Genomic DNA, 15,450 nt, shown 5'->3' on the forward strand with positions numbered 1-15,450 from the left:
GGGCTGACCGTGGCGGGGCCCTCGAAGCGGTAGCCCACGCCCCACACCGTGTGGATCAGCCGGGGCCTCGCGGGGTCGTCCTCGACCTTGCCGCGCAGCCGGCGGACGTGGACCGTGACGGTCGACAGGTCGCCGAAGTCCCAGCCCCAGACCTCGCGCATCAGCTCCTCCCGCCCGAAGGCCCGGCCGGCATGGCGCAGGAGGAACGCGAGCAGGTCGAACTCCCGCACGGTGAGGGCGAGTTCGACGCCGTCCTTGGTGGCACGACGGGCGCCGGGGTCGACGGTCAGCCCGCCGGAGCGCAGCGGGCGGGCCCCGGCGGCGGGTCCGGTGCGGCGCAGCACGGACTCCACGCGCAGCACCAGCTCGCGCGGGCTGAAGGGCTTGGTGACGTAGTCGTCGGCGCCGACCTCCAGGCCGAGAATGCGGTCGTCCTCGTCCCCGCGCGCGGTGAGCATGATGACCGGCACAGGACCCCGCGCCCGCATCCGGCGGCACACCTCCAGGCCGTCCATCCCCGGCAGCATCAGGTCCAGGACGACGAGATCGGGCCAGTGCGCGGCGGCCCGGGCGAGCGCCTCGCTCCCGTCCCCGGCGCGGTCCACGACGTAACCCGCGCGGTCCAGGTACCCGGAGACGATCTCGGCCACGGTGGGGTCGTCGTCGACGACGAGCACGCGGGCGCCCCCGGCGGCCTGCCGGTCGCGCCGGGCACCCCTGATCTCCGGTGACTGGTACGGCTGCTGCTCCATGCCGCCAGCCTCGCACCACCCCGGTCCCCGCGGTGCCCCCGCGGTGGTCCGAACGCCTGGACGTCCGTGTTTCGTAAGGAGCCCGAGTCCGCTATGTCCCCTTTGTGTTCGTAGGGTGAAACCCGTGACGACCTCTCCCGCATCGGAACCGGCCCCGGCCACGGACCCGGCCCCCGTCGACGTGGTCCTGCCCTGTCTGAACGAGGCCGAGGCCCTCCCCTGGGTCCTCGAACGCATCCCGCCCGGCTGGCGCGCGCTGGTCGTGGACAACGGCTCCACGGACGGCTCGGCGGACCTGGCCCGCGCGCTCGGCGCGACCGTCGTCCACGAGGAGCGCCGGGGCTTCGGCGCCGCCTGCCACGCGGGACTGACCGCGGCCACCGCGGACATCGTGTGCTTCTGCGACTGCGACGCCTCGCTCGACCCCTCGCTGCTCGTGCCCTTCGTCCGCGAGGTCCGCGACGGCGGCGCGGACCTCGTGCTCGGCAGGCGGCGCCCGCAAGGCCGCGGCGCCTGGCCCGCGCACGCCCGCGCGGGCAATCTGGCGCTGTCCCGGATGCTCCGCCGCCGGACCGGCCTGCGTCTGCACGACCTCGGCCCGCTGCGGGCCGCCCGCCGTGCGCCGCTGCTCGCCCTCGGCCTCACCGACCGGCGCAGCGGCTACCCCCTGGAGATGGTCGTCCGCGCCGCCGACGCCGGCTGGCGCGTCACCGAGCACGACGTCCCGTACCTGCCGCGCAGCGGCGCCTCCAAGGTGACCGGCACCTGGCGCGGCACCTGGCAGGCGGTCCGCGACATGAGCCGGGTACTGGCCCGCCCCGCCACCGCGCCCGCCCCGGCCCCCCTCTCCCCAGGAGGCACCGCCCAGTGAGCACCGCCCACGCCACCACCCTCCTCGTCATCGCCAAGGAACCGCGTCCGGGGCGGGTGAAGACCCGGCTCACCCCGCCCTTCACGCCCGAGGAGGCGGCGGCGCTCGCCGAGGCCGCGCTCGCGGACACCCTCGACGCGGTGCTGGCCGCGCCGGCCCGGCGCCGGGTCCTGGTGCTGGACGGGGCACCGGGACGCTGGCTGCCGCCCGGCTTCGACGTCGTACCGCAGTGCGCGGGCGGCCTCGACCAGCGCCTCGCCGCCGCCTTCGCCGGCTGCGCGGGGCCCGCCCTCCTGATCGGCATGGACACGCCCCAGGTGACGCCCGCCCTCCTGACCGTCGACTGGCGGGAGCGCGACGCCTTCTTCGGGCCGGCCGCGGACGGCGGCTTCTGGGCGCTGGGCCTCGCCGAACCCGACCCGGACCTGGTGCGCGGGGTCCCGATGTCGACGGCGGCCACCGGTGCCGTGCAGCGGGAGCGGCTGACGGCCGCCGGCCTGCGGGTGCGGGACCTGCCCGTGCTGCGGGACGTCGACACGGCACCGGACGCCACGCAGGTCGCCGCGGCGGCGCCGGACGGACGGTTCGCGGCGGAACTGGCCCGGCTGACGGCGGTCGCCGGCCGATGAGCGCACCGACCGAGAGCGCCGCGCCCGCCTGGTGCGCCGACCCCTACGCCGACGCGCTGCGCGCCGGCCGCGGACCCCTGTTCCTGCGCCGCAGCGACGGCTGGCTGCTGCCGCTGGAGGTGGAGCGGTGGTGCGCGGACGCCGACGCGGTGGACCTGGAGGTGCTGCGGCGGTGCGAGGGCCACGTCCTCGACATCGGCTGCGGCCCCGGACGGCTCGTCGCGGCGCTCGCCGCGGGCGGCCGGCCGGCCCTCGGCGTCGACGTCAGCGAGGCGGCCGTCGCCCACACGCTGCGGCTCGGCGGACAGGCCCTGCACCGGTCCGTGTTCGACCCGCTGCCGGGCGAGGGCCGCTGGGGCACCGCGCTCCTCATCGACGGGAACGTGGGCATCGGCGGCGAACCCCGCACCCTGCTGCGCCGGATCGCCCGGCTCCTCGCCCCCGGCGGCCTGCTGATCGCCGAGAGCGCCCCGGTCGACGTGGACGAGCGGGTGCACGTACGGGTCGCCGACGGCCGCGGCGCCGCCGGCACCCCGTTCCCCTGGGCGCGGGTCGGCGCCCCGGCCCTGCTGCGGCACGCCCGCCGCGCCGGGTTCCGTGCCGAGGCTCAGTGGGCCGCGGGCGGGCGCTCCTTCGTCGCGCTGCGCCGTCGCGACGTCCTCGATACCCGCAGGGCGAGCAGCGCCGCCGACCCCGCGAACAGCACCGCGGTGATCAGCAGCCACCGGGCCAGGAACCCGTCGCCCGACAGGCTCGTGGCCGACACGTAACGGTCCGCCACCTGCCCGCTGATCAGCGGGAACCAGACCAGCAGGAGCAGCCCCGACAGCGCCGCCGGGACGCGGACGAAGTTCCGCCACTCCCGGCGGCCGGCCGTGCCGAGCGCTCCGCCGACGGCCCGGTCCGCCGCCACGTACAGCGGCAGCAGCACCAGGTCGTGCAGCAGCGCGGCCCCCGCGATCCACAGCGCCACGCCCACCCAGTCGTCGGCGAGCAGCCGTACCCCGGCGTAGGCGGCGAGGGCGAACGAGCAGCCCAGCAGCAGGAGTTGCAGCGGGCTGCCGAGGGGAATCGCCGGACGGGTGCGCATCACAGGTCTCCGAACGTCATCCGGGCCACCCACTTGGTGTTGTGCACGCCGGGCGCCGCGGGGACGATGACGCGCGCGGGGTGGCCGTGGTCGGGGGTCAGGGGCTCGCCGTTGACGTACAGGGCGAGCAGGGAACGCGGGTCGGCCACCTGGTTGGCGCGCAGGGCCGCCCGGCGGAACGCGCCGCGCCGCTGGAGGGACTCGACGAGCACGTCGGCGCCGTCCGGGTGACCGACCAGCGCGGCCAGCCCCCGCAGGCGTACGCCCCGCCAGCTCTGGTCGGACGTCGACCAGCCTTCCACGCAGGCGATGGGCAGGGCCGCCCCGTGCTGCGGGAGCCGCAGGAGGTCGGCGCGGCTCAGCCGGACGGTCCCGGTGCGGCCGGTGACGACGAGCCGCCACGCCTCCTCGCTCGTCTCGGCGGGGTCGATGCCCACCCCGGCGGCCGTCTTGTTGACCTGGAACGCGGCGGCCCCGGAGCCCGGTTCGGGGCCGCCGTGCGGGGCGAGCACGGCGGTCTCCCGCAGCGGCCCGTCGAAGCTCCGGCCCGCCGTCGTCACGAACAGCAGCAACGAACCGCCGCCGACCAGGCCGAGGGCCCCACGCCGGGAGACGGTGGGCGGGGCGGGGTCCGGTGACACCAGCCCGTCGGCGGCCGCCGCGATGTCCGGGAACGGGGGCCCCTCGGCGGGCGTAGGTTTCCCGGCGGGCGCGGGCTTCTCGCGGGACGCGGGTTCCTCGGCGGACGCGGGTCCCTCAGCGGGCGCGGTTTTCGCGGCGGGCGCGGGTCCCTCGGCGGACGCGGGTCCCTCGGCGGACGCGGGTCCCTCGGCGGGCGCGGGCCGCTGCGCAGGCGCGGGTTCGTCGGCGGACGCAGGCCGCTGGGCGGGCGCAGCCCCCTCGACGGACGCGGGCTCCTCGGCGGGCGCGGGCTCCTCGGCGGGCGCCCGCTCCTCGGCGGGCGCGGGTTTCCCGGCCGGCTCGGGCCCCTCGGCGGGCGCCGCCTTCCCCGTGTCCGCGTGGGGCTGCCGGGCGCCCGGTCCGGCCGGCGCCGGGCGGGGTTCGGTCCGCAGGTGGCGGAGGTTGCGCAGGGCCGTCGGCACCCGGAGCACCGCGTGCGTCAGGAACGCGGCGAAGAACACCCACGCGCCGTAGAAGTGCAGGGGGTAGAAGGAGCCCGGGAAGACGTAGTCGAGCTGGACGTTCAGGACGCCGGTGGTGAACTCGAACAGGCCGCCGCCGACCAGCAGGAGCAGCGAGATCCGCTCCAGCGCGTGCGCGAGCGACCGGGCGGGCGGCAGCGCGAACAGCTTCGGCACCACCGACCACAGCTTCGCCAGGAGTACGGGGATCAGGACCAGGCCGAGCGTGACGTGCACGCCCTGCGTGAGGCGGTACAGCCACACCGGGTCCGTCGGCCAGGAGAAGAGGTAGAAGCCGAGCAGGCCCTTGTCCGGGGTCTTGTCGTTCACCGGGGACAGACCCGGGTTGTAGGCCGCGTAGGACAGCAGGCCCGTCACGAACAGCACCGTGATCCCGACGAGCAGGACGACGCCGAGCACCGAGGTGAACCAGGGCCCGCGCAGCGGGCTGCGCCAGAAGGCGGGGGACGTGGGCGAGGCGGGGGAGCGGGGGGACGGCAGACGGGAGACGCGGGAAGCGGGGAGCTGTGGGTCGCGCATGTCCCGACGGTAGGACGGCACCCCCCTCCGGAAGGGCGCCGCACCGATGACGAAACGCTGACGTCGGCGCGTGCGGCCGCCCGGGACGGCACGCCGCCGCCTAGCGTGCCGATGTGACCCGAGACCTCCTCCGTGACCTGGCCGCCGTCCTGGCGGCGGCGCTGCTCGTCGTCGCCGCCGTCCTGGTGGGAACCGCCATCGAGCGGGACCACGGCACGCTGCACGTCGGCTGGCCGCCCCTGTACGCCTACTGGGAACCCCATGTGGGGCCCGGCACCCCCGCCGCGCTCGTGGTGGCCGCCGCCGTCGTGGCGTACGGGCCGCGGCTCGCCGCCCGGCTGCCGTGGCGGGCGCTGCTGGGTGCCGCGTGGGGCACGGCGACGGCGTGGACGTTCTCGCTCGCGCTCGTCGACGGCTGGCACCGCGGAATCGCCCGGCGACTGACGACCGCGTACGAGTACCTCCAGGTCATCGACCGCTTCGACGACATCCCGCGCGCCCTGCGGGAGTTCACCGGGCACATCCTGCTGCACTCCCCCGACCACTGGCCGCCGCACGTCGCGGGGCATCCGCCGGCGGCGACGCTCACGTTCGTCCTGCTCGACCGGGCCGGTCTCGGCGGCGGGGCGTGGGCCGGGGTCTGGTGCATCGTGGTCGGGGCGACGGCGTCCGTGGCGGTGCTGGTCACCGTGCGCGCCCTGGCCGGGGAGGAACTGGCCCGGCGGGCGGCGCCGTTCCTCGTCTCGGCCCCGGCGGCCGTGTGGGCGGGCGCCTCCGCCGACGGCTACTTCGCGGCGGTCGCGGCCTGGGCGGTGGCCCTGCTGGCGCTCGCGGTCACGGGACGCCGGCCGAGGACGGCGGCGCTCGGCTCCGGCCTCCTCTTCGGCCTCACCGCCTACCTCTCGTACGGGCTGATGCTGATGGCGGTGGTCGCCGGCACGGTCCTGCTGCTGGGCCGGCGGCGGCTGCGCGTCCTGCCGTACCTGTTCGCGGGGGCCGCCGTCGTGCCGCTGGTGTTCGCGCTGCTGGGCTTCGACTGGTGGGAGGCGTACCGCCTGCTGGTCGAGCGCTACTACGAGGGAGCGGGCGGCATCCGGCCGTACGGCTACTGGGTCTGGGCGAACCTCGCGTGCACGGTGCTGGTGGTGGGACCGGCCGCCGTGGCGGGACTGCGCCGGTCGGCCGCGACGGCCGCGCCCCTCGCCCGCACCTTCGTCCGTGCCGTCAGCCGCCCGGCCCGAGCGCTGCCGGGCGGGACGCTCGCGGCGGACGGGCCGGTGTCCGGGGTGGCCGCGACTCCGGTGACCGGACGGACGGACGGTCCGGTGTCCAGGGAGGCCGCGACGTCCGCGGCCGGTCCGACGGACGGGCCGACGAGCGGGCAGGTGACCCGCCCGGCGCACGCTCCGGTGAACGGATCCATGACCGGCGTGGCCGACGCCCCGGTGAGCGGCTCGGCCAACGGCCCGGCGACCGGGGCCCTGACCAGCCCGGCGAACGGGTCGACGACCGACCCGGTGACCGGCCCGGTGACCGGCCCCCACGGTCCCGGTGGGCCCGACGGCTCGGGGTCGGAGAGCCCTGGGTCCGAAGGTCCGGCGCCCGGGAGCCCGGGGGCCAAGGACCCGGCGTCCCGCGGGCGTCTGCTTCTCCGGGGGCTTCGGCTCACGGGGGAGCAGCGGCTCGCCCTGCTGGTGCTCGCGGCCTCGCTGGCGATCCTCGCCGCCGACCTCTCCGGGATGAGCAAGGCGGAGACCGAGCGGATCTGGCTGCCGTTCGCCGTCTGGCTGCCCGCCGCCGGGGCCTTCCTGACGCGCCCCCGCGGCTGGCTCGCCGCGCAGACCGTCCTCGCGCTGCTGCTCAACCACCTGCTGCTGACCGGCTGGTGACGGCCGGCGGGCGGCGGACCGCGAAGATCGTCGTGTCGTCCTCCAGCCGCCCGCCGCTGTGCCGCAGCGTGCCGTCGCGCACCAGCCGGACCAGCCGCCGGGGTTCGGCGGCGCGCGGGTCGGCGGCCAGCGCGGCGGCCACCCGGTCGTAGAGCGGGAAGAAGACACCGGCGGCGTCCCGCGCCTCCGTCACCCCGTCGGTGACGAGGAGCAGCGTCTCCCCGGGGGCCAGCGGCACCCGCAGCACCGGCGGCAGCCCGGGGCCCAGCTCGCCGAGCCCGACCGGCAGCCCGTCGCCCGGCGGAAGGGACCGCACTCCGCGGGGTCCGACGACCAGCGGCGGTTCGTGGCCGAAGTTGACGACCTCGATCTCGTCCGGCGCGTCCTCGGTGAAGCCGACCAGGACGCCGGTGGCGAAGCGGTCGCCGTCGGCCCGGCCGACGGCGTCGCAGTAGCAGACGTGTCGCAGCATCCGTACCTCCAGCCGCTCGGCGACGGTGCCGAGGGCCGCCTCGTGGTACGCCGTCTCGCGGAACGTGCCGAGCAGCGCGGCCGCCGTCTCCACCGCCCCCAGTCCCTTGCCCTGGACGTCCCCGAGCAGGACGCGGGTGCCGTGGGGGCCCGGCTGGATGTCGTAGAAGTCGCCGCCGACCCGGGCCTCGACGTCCGCCGACAGGTACACGGCCGCGTGGTCGAGACCGCCCCAGCCCGGGGGCAGCGGCCGCAGCACCGCGCGCCGGGTGGTCTCGGCGACGTCCCGCATGTGCACCATGCGCCGCTCGCCGCGCACCCGGACCGCGCAGGCCAGCGTCGCCAGCACGCCGCCCGCGACGACGAGGATGAAGTCGGGCAGCCCGGTCTGGTACTGGTGCGGCCAGGAGGTGTCCACGAAGAAGTAGACCGCGACCGCCAGCAGGGCGAAGACCGCGGTGCCCCACACCCCGCAGATCGCCGCGGCGATCCCGGGCACCAGCACGATCCAGGAGATGATCCGGAACTCGCCCGAGGTGTTCCAGTCGAGGACGGCGATCCCGAGCAGCAGCACCAGCGGCGGGACCCAGGCGACGCTGCGGCCGTGGATCCGCAGCAGCCGCTGGCGGGCGGCCGGGTCCGCCTCCCGGCCGGCGCGCGGCAGCCGGTCGAGCACGGACCACGTACCGAGGTCGGCGCGGCGCCGCCGGCCGCGCCGCGAGGTGTGCCGCAGGCCGTTCACGCCGACCGCACCGCCCCGTCAGTACGCGACCGGGATCCGCGCACGCGGGCGGGCGTCCTGCTCCGGTTCGCCGGCGGGGGCGGGCACGTGGTCCTCGGCGCCCCGGGGCGGCACGCACGCCGCGCCCGTGCCGGCGACGCGGTGGCCGCGCGCCGGCGCCTCGGTCTCGGTACGGCCGCCGGCCCTTCCGGTCGCGCCGGAGAGTACGAGCTTCATGAGGCCCAGCGAAACACGGTGCACGGGCCCCCGCATCCCGACTTGCCAGGCCCCTGTGCGAGGTGTGCCCTGGAAGTCGGGGGCGAGGAAAGGAAGGAGTGTTCCCATGGCTCAAGCGGCACCCGCGTCAGGGACACCACGCACGCCAGGAAGCACCGGCCGGGCTCCCGGCGGCGCCCGCACCCCGTCGGCGCGGCCCGACGTCTTCGGCGCGCGTATGCACGTCGTCGTGGTCCCGGTGGTGCTCGGTCTGGTCTACGGGTTCTGGGCCGCGCAGATCAGGCGCGACGCCGGTGCCGTCACCGGCTGGAACGTGCTCTTCGGTTTCGTCTGCGCGATCCTCTTCATGGCCGTCTGGACCGCGCTGCGCGTCGCGGCGCCCCGTCTGCGGCGGGAGTTGCACGCCCTGGCGTGGGCCGCGTTCGCCGGCGTCGCGCTCGGGTTCCTGCACAGCCAGTCCCACTCGACCGTCCTGTGGTCGGTGCTGATGGCGCTGGCGGTCGCGGCGGGCGTCTACGTCTCGCTGTTCTACCGCTACTACACGCACGAGGACGCGGAGGGCCGGCCCGACGCGCGCTGACCTCTCGTCCCGGACGTGACCACTCGTCCCCGGCGGCCTGAGTCGGCCGCCGGGGACGAGTGGTCTGCCGGCCAGGAGGCCCCGGCCGAGTGCCGGGGCCTCCTGGTGGTGCGGGCGCCTCACCGCATGCCGGTCGCCGCCGGGGCGCCCGCCTCACGGGGTGCCGGTCATCCGCTTCCCGAACTCCACTGCCAGGAACCGGAGGAGGAGACGGTCACGCTCCAGCTCCAGGAACCCGAGGCGCTGAAGCTCCAGTAGCCGGAGCCGGAGGCGTGCCGGTCGTCGGAGGGGTCGCTCGCCGGGTTGCAGTTCCACGACGAGTCGCGGTCCCGGTCCTTCCAGCCGGGGCAGGGGTCCGAGCAGCTCGGCACCCCCTGGTCGCCGATGTCGACGAAGGCGGCGCTCGCCCAGGCCTGTGCTCCGGCGAGCCAGAACCAGTACGGGTTGCCGAAGACGCTCTGTCCCTTGACCGCGCACTGGACGCGGTCCTCGCTGCCGGGCGGGAGCTTGCCGACGAGCTGGGAGGAACTGGTGGGCAGCTGTCTGAGGTTGAGGTCGCCGCTCGAGACGACGGTGCCCCACACGGGGCTGTCCGAGCCGCTACCGGTCGATTGGGACGACGGGACCGCCGTCGAGGTGCCCGCCACCGCGACGCTGAGCACGCCGCCGGTGAACAGGGCCGCGGCACAGGTCCGCAGGGCCGGGGTGGTGCGCATGATCGGCCTCCTTTCCCCAGCTCCAGGTAACACCCGTTCGGGGGAGCCCTCCACCGGAGCCCGTCATCACGGGCTTTTCGGGGGTGCTTCGGCGACGGCGGGGCCCCGCTCCCCCGAAGGGCTTGTCATATGCACCCATATGCACCCAAACAGCTCGCGAGTGGGGCCCGCGGGGACTGTCCTGACGGGGTGTCCCCACGTGCCCGGAGCGCCCTGTCGGCGGTGCTGCTCACCCTCGCCTGCCTGTTCGCGCCGGCCGGTGCCCTCGCGTCGTGGGCGACGTACGAGATCGGCGACAGCGGCCGCTACGAGGCCACGACGGCGCCGCTGGCCACCGACCCGGCGGTGCGCGACGCGATCGCGGCGGCCACCACCGACGGCATCATGCGCGAGATCGAGGTGGCGCCGCGGCTGCGCCGGCCCGTGCGCTCCTTCGTGCACGCCGCCGTCCGGTCCTTCACGCAGACGCCGGCCTTCCACGTCGCGTGGGACACCGCCAACGCGGCCGCCCACGACGCCGTCATGCGGGCACTGCGCGACGACGACGAGCGGACCGTGACCCTGGACGTCGCGCCGGTCGCCGCCCAGGTCAGGCGTCAACTGTCCGACGACCACGTGCCGTTCGCCAACCGCATCCCGGTCGCGCACACCGAGATCACGGTGGTGCGGTCCGCCGATTTGGCCCAGCTCCGGAAGGGCTACCACGTGCTGGAGATCGCCGGCTTCTGGCTCCCCGTCTCGACGGTCGTCCTGACGGTGGCAGGCGTGCTGGTCGCCGTGTGCCGCCGGCGGGCGGTGCTGGCGGCGGGGCTCGGTACGGCCGTCGGGGCGGCGCTGCTCGGCGTCGCCATCTCCGTGGGCCGCCGGATGACCCTGTCCGGGCTGCCCGCGGACGTGTCCCACGCGGCGGCCGGAGCCGTCTACGACGCCCTCACCGGCACGCTGCGCACGGTCTCCTGGCTGCTGCTGGGGCTGGGCGTCGCGCTGTCGCTGGGCGCGCTGCTCACGGAGCGGATCGCGCGACGGCGGCGAGGGTCCGCAGGGCCCGTGCCAGTTCCTCCTCCGGAGCCGACGCGAGTCCGAGCCTGACGGCGTCGGCGGCCGTGGCGACCTGCGGGACGGCGGACGGTCCCGCCCCGGCCGGGGCCCGGCCGCCGGGCGCGACATGGAAGGCGGGCCCGGGGGTGAGCGCGATGCCGTGGCGGGCGGCCGCCGCGGTGAACGTGTCGGCACGCCAGGGCGCGGGCAGCCGCCACCAGACGTGGTACGCCCGCGGGTCCGCGCTCACGTCGAAGCCGTCGAGCCGCCGGGCGACGAGCCGCTGCCGGCGCGCCGCGTCCGCCCGCTTGGCGGCCACCAGCCGGTCGACCGTGCCGTCCCGGATCCACCGCACCGCGGCCTCCAGCGCGAACCGTCCCGCCGTCCATCCGCCGGACCTGAGCGCCGCCGCAACCACCTCCTGCCGCCCCTCGGGCACGACCAGGAAACCGGCGGTGAGTCCTGGCGCCACCCGCTTGGAGAGCCCGTCGACGACATGGGTGCGCTCCGGGGCGTAGGCGGCGAGCGGCTCGTCGCCCGTGTGCAGGAAGGACCAGATGCGGTCCTCGACGACCGGTACCTCCAAGGCCCTCACCGCGTCGGCGAGTTCGGCACGGCGTCCGGGACCCGTCGTCAGCGAGGTCGGGTTGTGCAGGGTCGGCTGGACGTACAGGGCGGAGAGGGGAGCGGCGCGGTGCGCGGCGGCCAGGGCGTCCGGGCGCAGCCCCTCGCCGTCCGTGGCCAGCGGCACCAGCACCACGCCCAGGCGTGCCGCGATCTCCTTGACCAGCGGATACGTCAGGGACTCCACGCCGACCCGGCCGCCCGGCCGTACCAGCGAGGCGAGGGTGCCCGCGACGGCCTGACGGGCGTTGCCCGCGAACAGCAGGCGGGAGGGCGCGGGGCGCCAGCCCGGGGTGGCGAGGAGGCCGGCGGCGGCCTCGCGGGCCTCGGGGGTGCCGGCCGCGGGCGCCGTCTCCAGGGACCGCGCCAGCACGTCGGGGCGCAGCAGCGGCGCGAGACCGGCGGCGAGCAGCTCCGACTGGCCGGGCGCGACCGGGTAGTTGAGCTCCAGGTTGACCGGTGCGGTGGTGGCGGGCTCGGCGAGGGCGCGGCCCGAGGGCACCGGCGCCGCCCGTACGAACGTGCCGCGTCCGACCTCGCCCACCACGAGCCCGCGGCGCACGAGTTCGCCGTAGACCCGTCCGGCCGTCGAGACGGCGATCCGGCGGCGGCGCGCGAAGTCCCGCTGCGTGGGCAGCCGTTCGCCGGGCCGCAGCCTGCCGGCGGCGATGTCGTCGGCGATCCGGTCGGCGATCCGCCGGTAGTCCCCCATGGCCCGTCCTCCCGCATTGCACCGAGGGCAAAGATCCTATTGCACCGAGGAGTTGGGGAACCCTAGGGTCGGACCCATGGCACCCTTCCTCGCATACGAGGACAAAGGCACCGGTTCCTCCCGGTTGCCCCTCGTCCTGGTCCACGGCCACCCCTTCGACCGCACGATGTGGCGACCGCAGATCGCCGCGTTCTCCCCGGAGCGCCGGGTGATCGCCCCGGACCTGCGGGGCTACGGTGCCTCCCCGGTCGTCCCCGGAGTCACCCCGCTCGGGGTCTTCGCCGACGACATCGCGGCCCTCCTGGACGAGCTGGGGGTGGACGACTTCGTCCTCGGCGGGCTGTCCATGGGCGGCCAGATCGTCATGGAGTGCTACCGGCGCTTCCCCGGGCGCGTCCGCGGCCTGGTCCTCGCCGACACGTTCCCGGCCGCCGAGACCCCGCAGGGCAGGAAGGCGCGCGGCGAGGCGGCGGACCGCCTGCTGCGCGAGGGGATGCGGGGGTACGCCGACGAGGTGCTGCACCGGATGGTCGCGCCGTACGCGGACACCGAGGTCGCGGCGCACGTCCACCGCATGATGACCGCGACCGACCCGCGGGGAGCGGCGGCGGCCCTGCGCGGCCGTGCCGAGCGCCCCGACTACCGCGAGCTGCTGACCCGCGTCACGGTCCCCGCCCTCGTCGTCGTCGGCGCCGACGACACCTACACCCCGGTCTCCGACGCGGAGGCGATGCGTGCGGCGCTCCCGGACGCCACCCTGCGGATCGTGGAGTCGGCGGCCCACCTGCCCAACCTGGAGCGCCCCGCGGAGTTCAACGAGGCGCTGGCCGCGTTCCTGGCCCGGCTCGACGGCTGAGGCCCGGCCCGGCGCGGTCCGGCGCGTCCCGCACGGTCCGGCGCGTCCCCGCACGTCACCCGTTCGGCCCATTCGTGATGCGGGGGAGATGCCACGGGACGAAGCTGCGAGGACAACGCGCAGAGGAGACCCGCCATGACCCAGCACACCGCGTCCACTCCCCCTGCCGCCCGCCCCAAGAGCTCGTCCTGGGCCGAGGGCGGCACGGTCTTCGCCGGGATCCTGATGATCATCGGCGGCGTTCTCGGCATCCTCAACGGCATCGCGGGGATCGCCACGGACGACGTCTACCAGGTCATCGGCTCCTACGTGTACGAGTTCAGCCTCACCACCTGGGGCTGGATCCACCTCGTCCTCGGTGTCCTGGTCGCGGTCACCGGCCTGGGTGTCCTCAAGGGCATGTCCTGGGCGCGGGGCGTGGGCATCGGCCTGGCCGCCCTCTACATGATCGAGTACTTCATGTTCCTGCCCTACGCCCCCGTCTGGTCACTCATCTCCATCGCCATCGCCGGGTTCGTCATCTGGGCCCTGGCGACCGGGGACCGTGGTGCCCGCACCGTCTGAGGCACCCCGCCGGCACGTTCGCCGCCGTCGCCCCCGGCCCGTGTGAGCCCCGGCCGGCACGCCGGCCCGGTACGGCGGTACGGACCGCCCGTGCAGGGGCGGTCCGTACCCGTGGGGGGTGACTGCCGGGCGCCGGGCCCGCCGGGAAGAGCGGACACCGGCCGTCCGGGCAGTCCCTAGCGGGCGTCGGCCTTGGCCAGCGCCTTGTCCAGCGCCTTCGCGAAGCCGTTCGCCCACAGCTGGTTGACGCGGGAGCGCTCCGTCGCGTTCGGATACGCGTTGGTGCACGACGTGCCGGGGCCGCCGCCGGACATCAGCTCACTGCACGGACCCGAGTAGTGGTCCGGCAGCCCGAGCACGTGCCCCGTCTCGTGGGCCGTCACGCGGGTGGAGTTGTACTGCCGGTTCTGCGCGTAGTCCAGGAAGATGTAGCCGCTGCCGTGACCGTCCGTGGAGGCGTACGAACCGCGCGAGTCGTTGCCCTCGTAGTACCGGAAGTCGGCGTTCGAGCCCGACTGGAGCTTCACGTTCGACACCGAGCTGTTCCAGATCGAGGCGCTGCGGGCTATCTGCGTGGCGAACGTGGGCGCGCTGGACGCGTTGTAGATCACGGTGACCGAGGCGGCACCGGGGTTGGCGGCGCGCTTCTCCGCCACGGACTTGATGACCGCCTCGAAGAACGCCTGGTTGGCGTCGGCCTCCGCGGCCGAGCCGGTGTAACCGGCGTAGGGAGCGGGCGCGGGTGCCGCCGAGGCCGGGACGGCGCCCAGACCGGCGGCGGTGACGCCGAGACCGACGGCGGCCGCGAGCAGCGGACGGGACAGGTGCAGGGAGACCCTCATGCGATGACTCCTCGGGTGGGGGGTGAAGTCGTCATCGGTGAGTGTCGGTGCCTGTGCGGCGGCTGTGATGATGGCAAAGGGCGATAGGACGCGGTTATCGGTGCCCGCCCGGCCGTCCCGCGGGACCGTCCAACTCGACGGATTTGCTTGCGGTTTGTACATCTGGTGCGTGACCCGGTTCCGCCTTAGGCTCCCGGGACATGGACCTCGAGGTGAGGCATCTGAGAGCGCTGTGCGCCATCGCCGACACCGGCAGCCTGCACCGTGCCGCGCGCCATCTCGGCGTGGCCCAGCCCTCGTTGAGCACCCAGCTGCGCCGCATCGAACAGGAACTGGGCGGCGCCCTGTTCACCCGCGAGCCCACCGGCTGCCGGCCCACCCCGCTCGGCCGCCTCGTCCTGCTCCGCGCCCGCCCGCTGGTGGCCGAGATGCGCTCCCTGGTCGCCGAGGCCCGCGCCGCCACCGCGGACGGCCCCCAGCTGCGCGTCGGCTCCACCGCCAGCCGCGCCCTCGCGGGCTGGCTGCGCCGCCTGCGCGGACGCCGGCAGGAACCGATCCTGCACATGAACGTCTCCCCGAACGCCCTGCTGCGCATGGTCGCCGACGGCCAGCTCGACATCGCCTTCGTGCACGAGGTCGAGGGCTCCCCGCTGCGCGTCCCGGAGGGGCTGCGGCTGCGCGTCCTGATCGAGCGCGAGCCCCAGTTCGTCTCGCTGCCCGCCGACCACCCGGCGGCGGACCGGCCGCTGGTCCGCCTGACCGACCTGGCCGGGGACCGCTGGATGGTCGACCCCACGGTGGACGGAGAGTGGGACGCCGTCCACCGGATGCTGCGCGCGGCCGGACTCAGCCCCCGCGTCCTGCACGGCGACTACCACACGGCCGCCGCCCTCGTCGCGACCGGCGAGGTCGTCACGGTCTGCCAGCCGACCTCGCCGTCCCGGCCCGACGCGGCCGTACGCCGGATCGAGGGCGACCCGCTCGGCGTACGGCTGCTGCTCGCGGCCCGTACGGACGCGGCGCTCGACGCCGTCTACCCGGCCCTCGCGGAGGCGTACTGGGAGACGGCGCTGCTGGCACCGGCGTACCGGGAGTGGCTGGAACGCGAGCGGGACGAGCACCGGGCCTTCGCACCGACCCGCTGACCCGCCCCGCTCACCCCCTCGTCAGGGGCCC

At 75.7% G+C, this 15,450-nt stretch carries 15 protein-coding genes and 1 pseudogene; 9 read left to right on the forward strand and 7 right to left on the reverse strand.

Annotated features, from left to right (window positions below):
• Positions 1–17: 17 nt before the first annotated feature.
• A pseudogene (locus tag ACWGIS_RS12665) lies at positions 18–752 on the reverse strand (response regulator transcription factor); the annotation flags it as partial.
• 115 nt (positions 753–867) lie between these two features.
• On the opposite strand from ACWGIS_RS12665, the gene ACWGIS_RS12670 reads away from it, so the two are divergent.
• From ACWGIS_RS12670 to ACWGIS_RS12680, 3 genes are read left to right on the forward strand one after another with little or no spacing between them, the layout of a single operon-like run.
• A complete protein-coding gene (locus ACWGIS_RS12670) occupies positions 868–1,623 on the forward strand; it encodes a glycosyltransferase family 2 protein (RefSeq protein ID WP_453362396.1) in 756 nt (251 codons plus the stop codon).
• Entirely contained in the window at positions 1,620–2,252 is a 633-nt protein-coding gene (locus tag ACWGIS_RS12675; RefSeq protein WP_453362397.1) for a TIGR04282 family arsenosugar biosynthesis glycosyltransferase, read from the forward strand. Before ACWGIS_RS12670 ends, ACWGIS_RS12675 begins: the two co-directional genes overlap by 4 nt.
• Positions 2,249–3,022 (forward strand): class I SAM-dependent methyltransferase, encoded by a 774-nt coding sequence (locus ACWGIS_RS12680; protein WP_453362398.1) that lies wholly within the window; start codon positions 2,249–2,251, stop codon positions 3,020–3,022. Before ACWGIS_RS12675 ends, ACWGIS_RS12680 begins: the two co-directional genes overlap by 4 nt.
• A 319-nt stretch (positions 3,023–3,341) precedes the next feature.
• Here ACWGIS_RS12680 and ACWGIS_RS12685 read toward each other — a convergent pair whose 3' ends face one another.
• Positions 3,342–4,985, reverse strand: coding sequence for a molybdopterin-dependent oxidoreductase (locus ACWGIS_RS12685; RefSeq protein ID WP_453362519.1), 1,644 nt, complete (start codon positions 4,983–4,985; stop codon positions 3,342–3,344).
• A 152-nt stretch (positions 4,986–5,137) separates the two neighbouring features.
• Between ACWGIS_RS12685 and ACWGIS_RS12690 the strand changes: the two genes are divergently transcribed.
• Positions 5,138–6,913 carry a hypothetical protein gene (locus tag ACWGIS_RS12690; RefSeq protein WP_453362399.1) on the forward strand — a complete coding sequence of 592 codons (1,776 nt, stop codon included), beginning with the start codon at positions 5,138–5,140 and terminating at the stop codon, positions 6,911–6,913.
• Here the strand turns inward: ACWGIS_RS12690 and ACWGIS_RS12695 are convergent.
• Together ACWGIS_RS12695 and ACWGIS_RS12700 are read right to left on the reverse strand one after the other, a co-directional pair.
• Positions 6,885–8,048, reverse strand: a complete 1,164-nt coding sequence (locus tag ACWGIS_RS12695; RefSeq protein ID WP_453362520.1) for a PP2C family protein-serine/threonine phosphatase — start codon at positions 8,046–8,048, stop codon at positions 6,885–6,887. The genes ACWGIS_RS12690 and ACWGIS_RS12695 overlap by 29 nt on opposite strands.
• Before the next feature lie 96 nt (positions 8,049–8,144).
• Positions 8,145–8,342 carry a hypothetical protein gene (locus ACWGIS_RS12700; RefSeq protein ID WP_453362400.1) on the reverse strand — a complete coding sequence of 66 codons (198 nt, stop codon included), beginning with the start codon at positions 8,340–8,342 and terminating at the stop codon, positions 8,145–8,147.
• A gap of 106 nt (positions 8,343–8,448) precedes the next feature.
• On the opposite strand from ACWGIS_RS12700, the gene ACWGIS_RS12705 reads away from it, so the two are divergent.
• Complete coding sequence (locus ACWGIS_RS12705; RefSeq protein WP_453362401.1) at positions 8,449–8,922, forward strand: hypothetical protein; 474 nt, start codon at positions 8,449–8,451, stop codon at positions 8,920–8,922.
• Positions 8,923–9,089: 167 nt separating this feature from the next.
• On the opposite strand, the gene ACWGIS_RS12710 is transcribed toward ACWGIS_RS12705, so the two are convergent.
• Positions 9,090–9,638 (reverse strand): SH3 domain-containing protein, encoded by a 549-nt coding sequence (locus tag ACWGIS_RS12710; protein WP_453362402.1) that lies wholly within the window; start codon positions 9,636–9,638, stop codon positions 9,090–9,092.
• A gap of 189 nt (positions 9,639–9,827) precedes the next feature.
• Here ACWGIS_RS12710 and ACWGIS_RS12715 point away from each other — a divergent pair, with 189 nt between their 5' ends.
• The gene (locus tag ACWGIS_RS12715) at positions 9,828–10,727 is read left to right on the forward strand and encodes a hypothetical protein (protein WP_453362403.1); all 900 of its coding nucleotides are present in this window, start codon (positions 9,828–9,830) and stop codon (positions 10,725–10,727) included.
• Here ACWGIS_RS12715 and ACWGIS_RS12720 read toward each other — a convergent pair.
• Positions 10,642–12,012 carry an aminotransferase-like domain-containing protein gene (locus tag ACWGIS_RS12720; RefSeq protein WP_453362404.1) on the reverse strand — a complete coding sequence of 457 codons (1,371 nt, stop codon included), beginning with the start codon at positions 12,010–12,012 and terminating at the stop codon, positions 10,642–10,644. The two genes, ACWGIS_RS12715 and ACWGIS_RS12720, sit on opposite strands and share 86 nt — an antisense overlap.
• A gap of 76 nt (positions 12,013–12,088) precedes the next feature.
• Between ACWGIS_RS12720 and ACWGIS_RS12725 the strand changes: the two genes are divergently transcribed.
• Positions 12,089–12,868 (forward strand): alpha/beta fold hydrolase, encoded by a 780-nt coding sequence (locus tag ACWGIS_RS12725; protein WP_453362405.1) that lies wholly within the window; start codon positions 12,089–12,091, stop codon positions 12,866–12,868.
• Positions 12,869–13,003: 135 nt separating this feature from the next.
• The gene (locus ACWGIS_RS12730) at positions 13,004–13,432 is read left to right on the forward strand and encodes a DUF7144 family membrane protein (RefSeq protein ID WP_453362406.1); all 429 of its coding nucleotides are present in this window, start codon (positions 13,004–13,006) and stop codon (positions 13,430–13,432) included.
• A gap of 176 nt (positions 13,433–13,608) precedes the next feature.
• Here ACWGIS_RS12730 and snpA read toward each other — a convergent pair whose 3' ends face one another.
• The gene (gene snpA / locus ACWGIS_RS12735; protein ID WP_453362407.1) at positions 13,609–14,274 is read right to left on the reverse strand and encodes a snapalysin; all 666 of its coding nucleotides are present in this window, start codon (positions 14,272–14,274) and stop codon (positions 13,609–13,611) included.
• A 200-nt stretch (positions 14,275–14,474) separates the two neighbouring features.
• Between snpA and ACWGIS_RS12740 the strand changes: the two genes are divergently transcribed.
• The gene (locus ACWGIS_RS12740; protein WP_453362408.1) at positions 14,475–15,419 is read left to right on the forward strand and encodes a LysR family transcriptional regulator; all 945 of its coding nucleotides are present in this window, start codon (positions 14,475–14,477) and stop codon (positions 15,417–15,419) included.
• Positions 15,420–15,450: the final 31 nt, after the last annotated feature.

It is taken from the genome of Streptomyces sp. NPDC054842 (assembly GCF_053611025.1).

Coding starts and splice junctions, on each gene's coding strand:
- ACWGIS_RS12730 (WP_453362406.1), top strand. CDS start 13,004: ATGACCCAGCACACCGCGTCCACTCCCCCTGCCGCCCGCCCCAAGAGC.
- snpA (WP_453362407.1), bottom strand. CDS start 14,274: ATGAGGGTCTCCCTGCACCTGTCCCGTCCGCTGCTCGCGGCCGCCGTC.
- ACWGIS_RS12680 (WP_453362398.1), top strand. CDS start 2,249: ATGAGCGCACCGACCGAGAGCGCCGCGCCCGCCTGGTGCGCCGACCCC.
- ACWGIS_RS12720 (WP_453362404.1), bottom strand. CDS start 12,012: ATGGGGGACTACCGGCGGATCGCCGACCGGATCGCCGACGACATCGCC.
- ACWGIS_RS12705 (WP_453362401.1), top strand. CDS start 8,449: ATGGCTCAAGCGGCACCCGCGTCAGGGACACCACGCACGCCAGGAAGC.
- ACWGIS_RS12710 (WP_453362402.1), bottom strand. CDS start 9,638: ATGCGCACCACCCCGGCCCTGCGGACCTGTGCCGCGGCCCTGTTCACC.
- ACWGIS_RS12740 (WP_453362408.1), top strand. CDS start 14,475: ATGGACCTCGAGGTGAGGCATCTGAGAGCGCTGTGCGCCATCGCCGAC.
- ACWGIS_RS12725 (WP_453362405.1), top strand. CDS start 12,089: ATGGCACCCTTCCTCGCATACGAGGACAAAGGCACCGGTTCCTCCCGG.
- ACWGIS_RS12700 (WP_453362400.1), bottom strand. CDS start 8,342: ATGAAGCTCGTACTCTCCGGCGCGACCGGAAGGGCCGGCGGCCGTACC.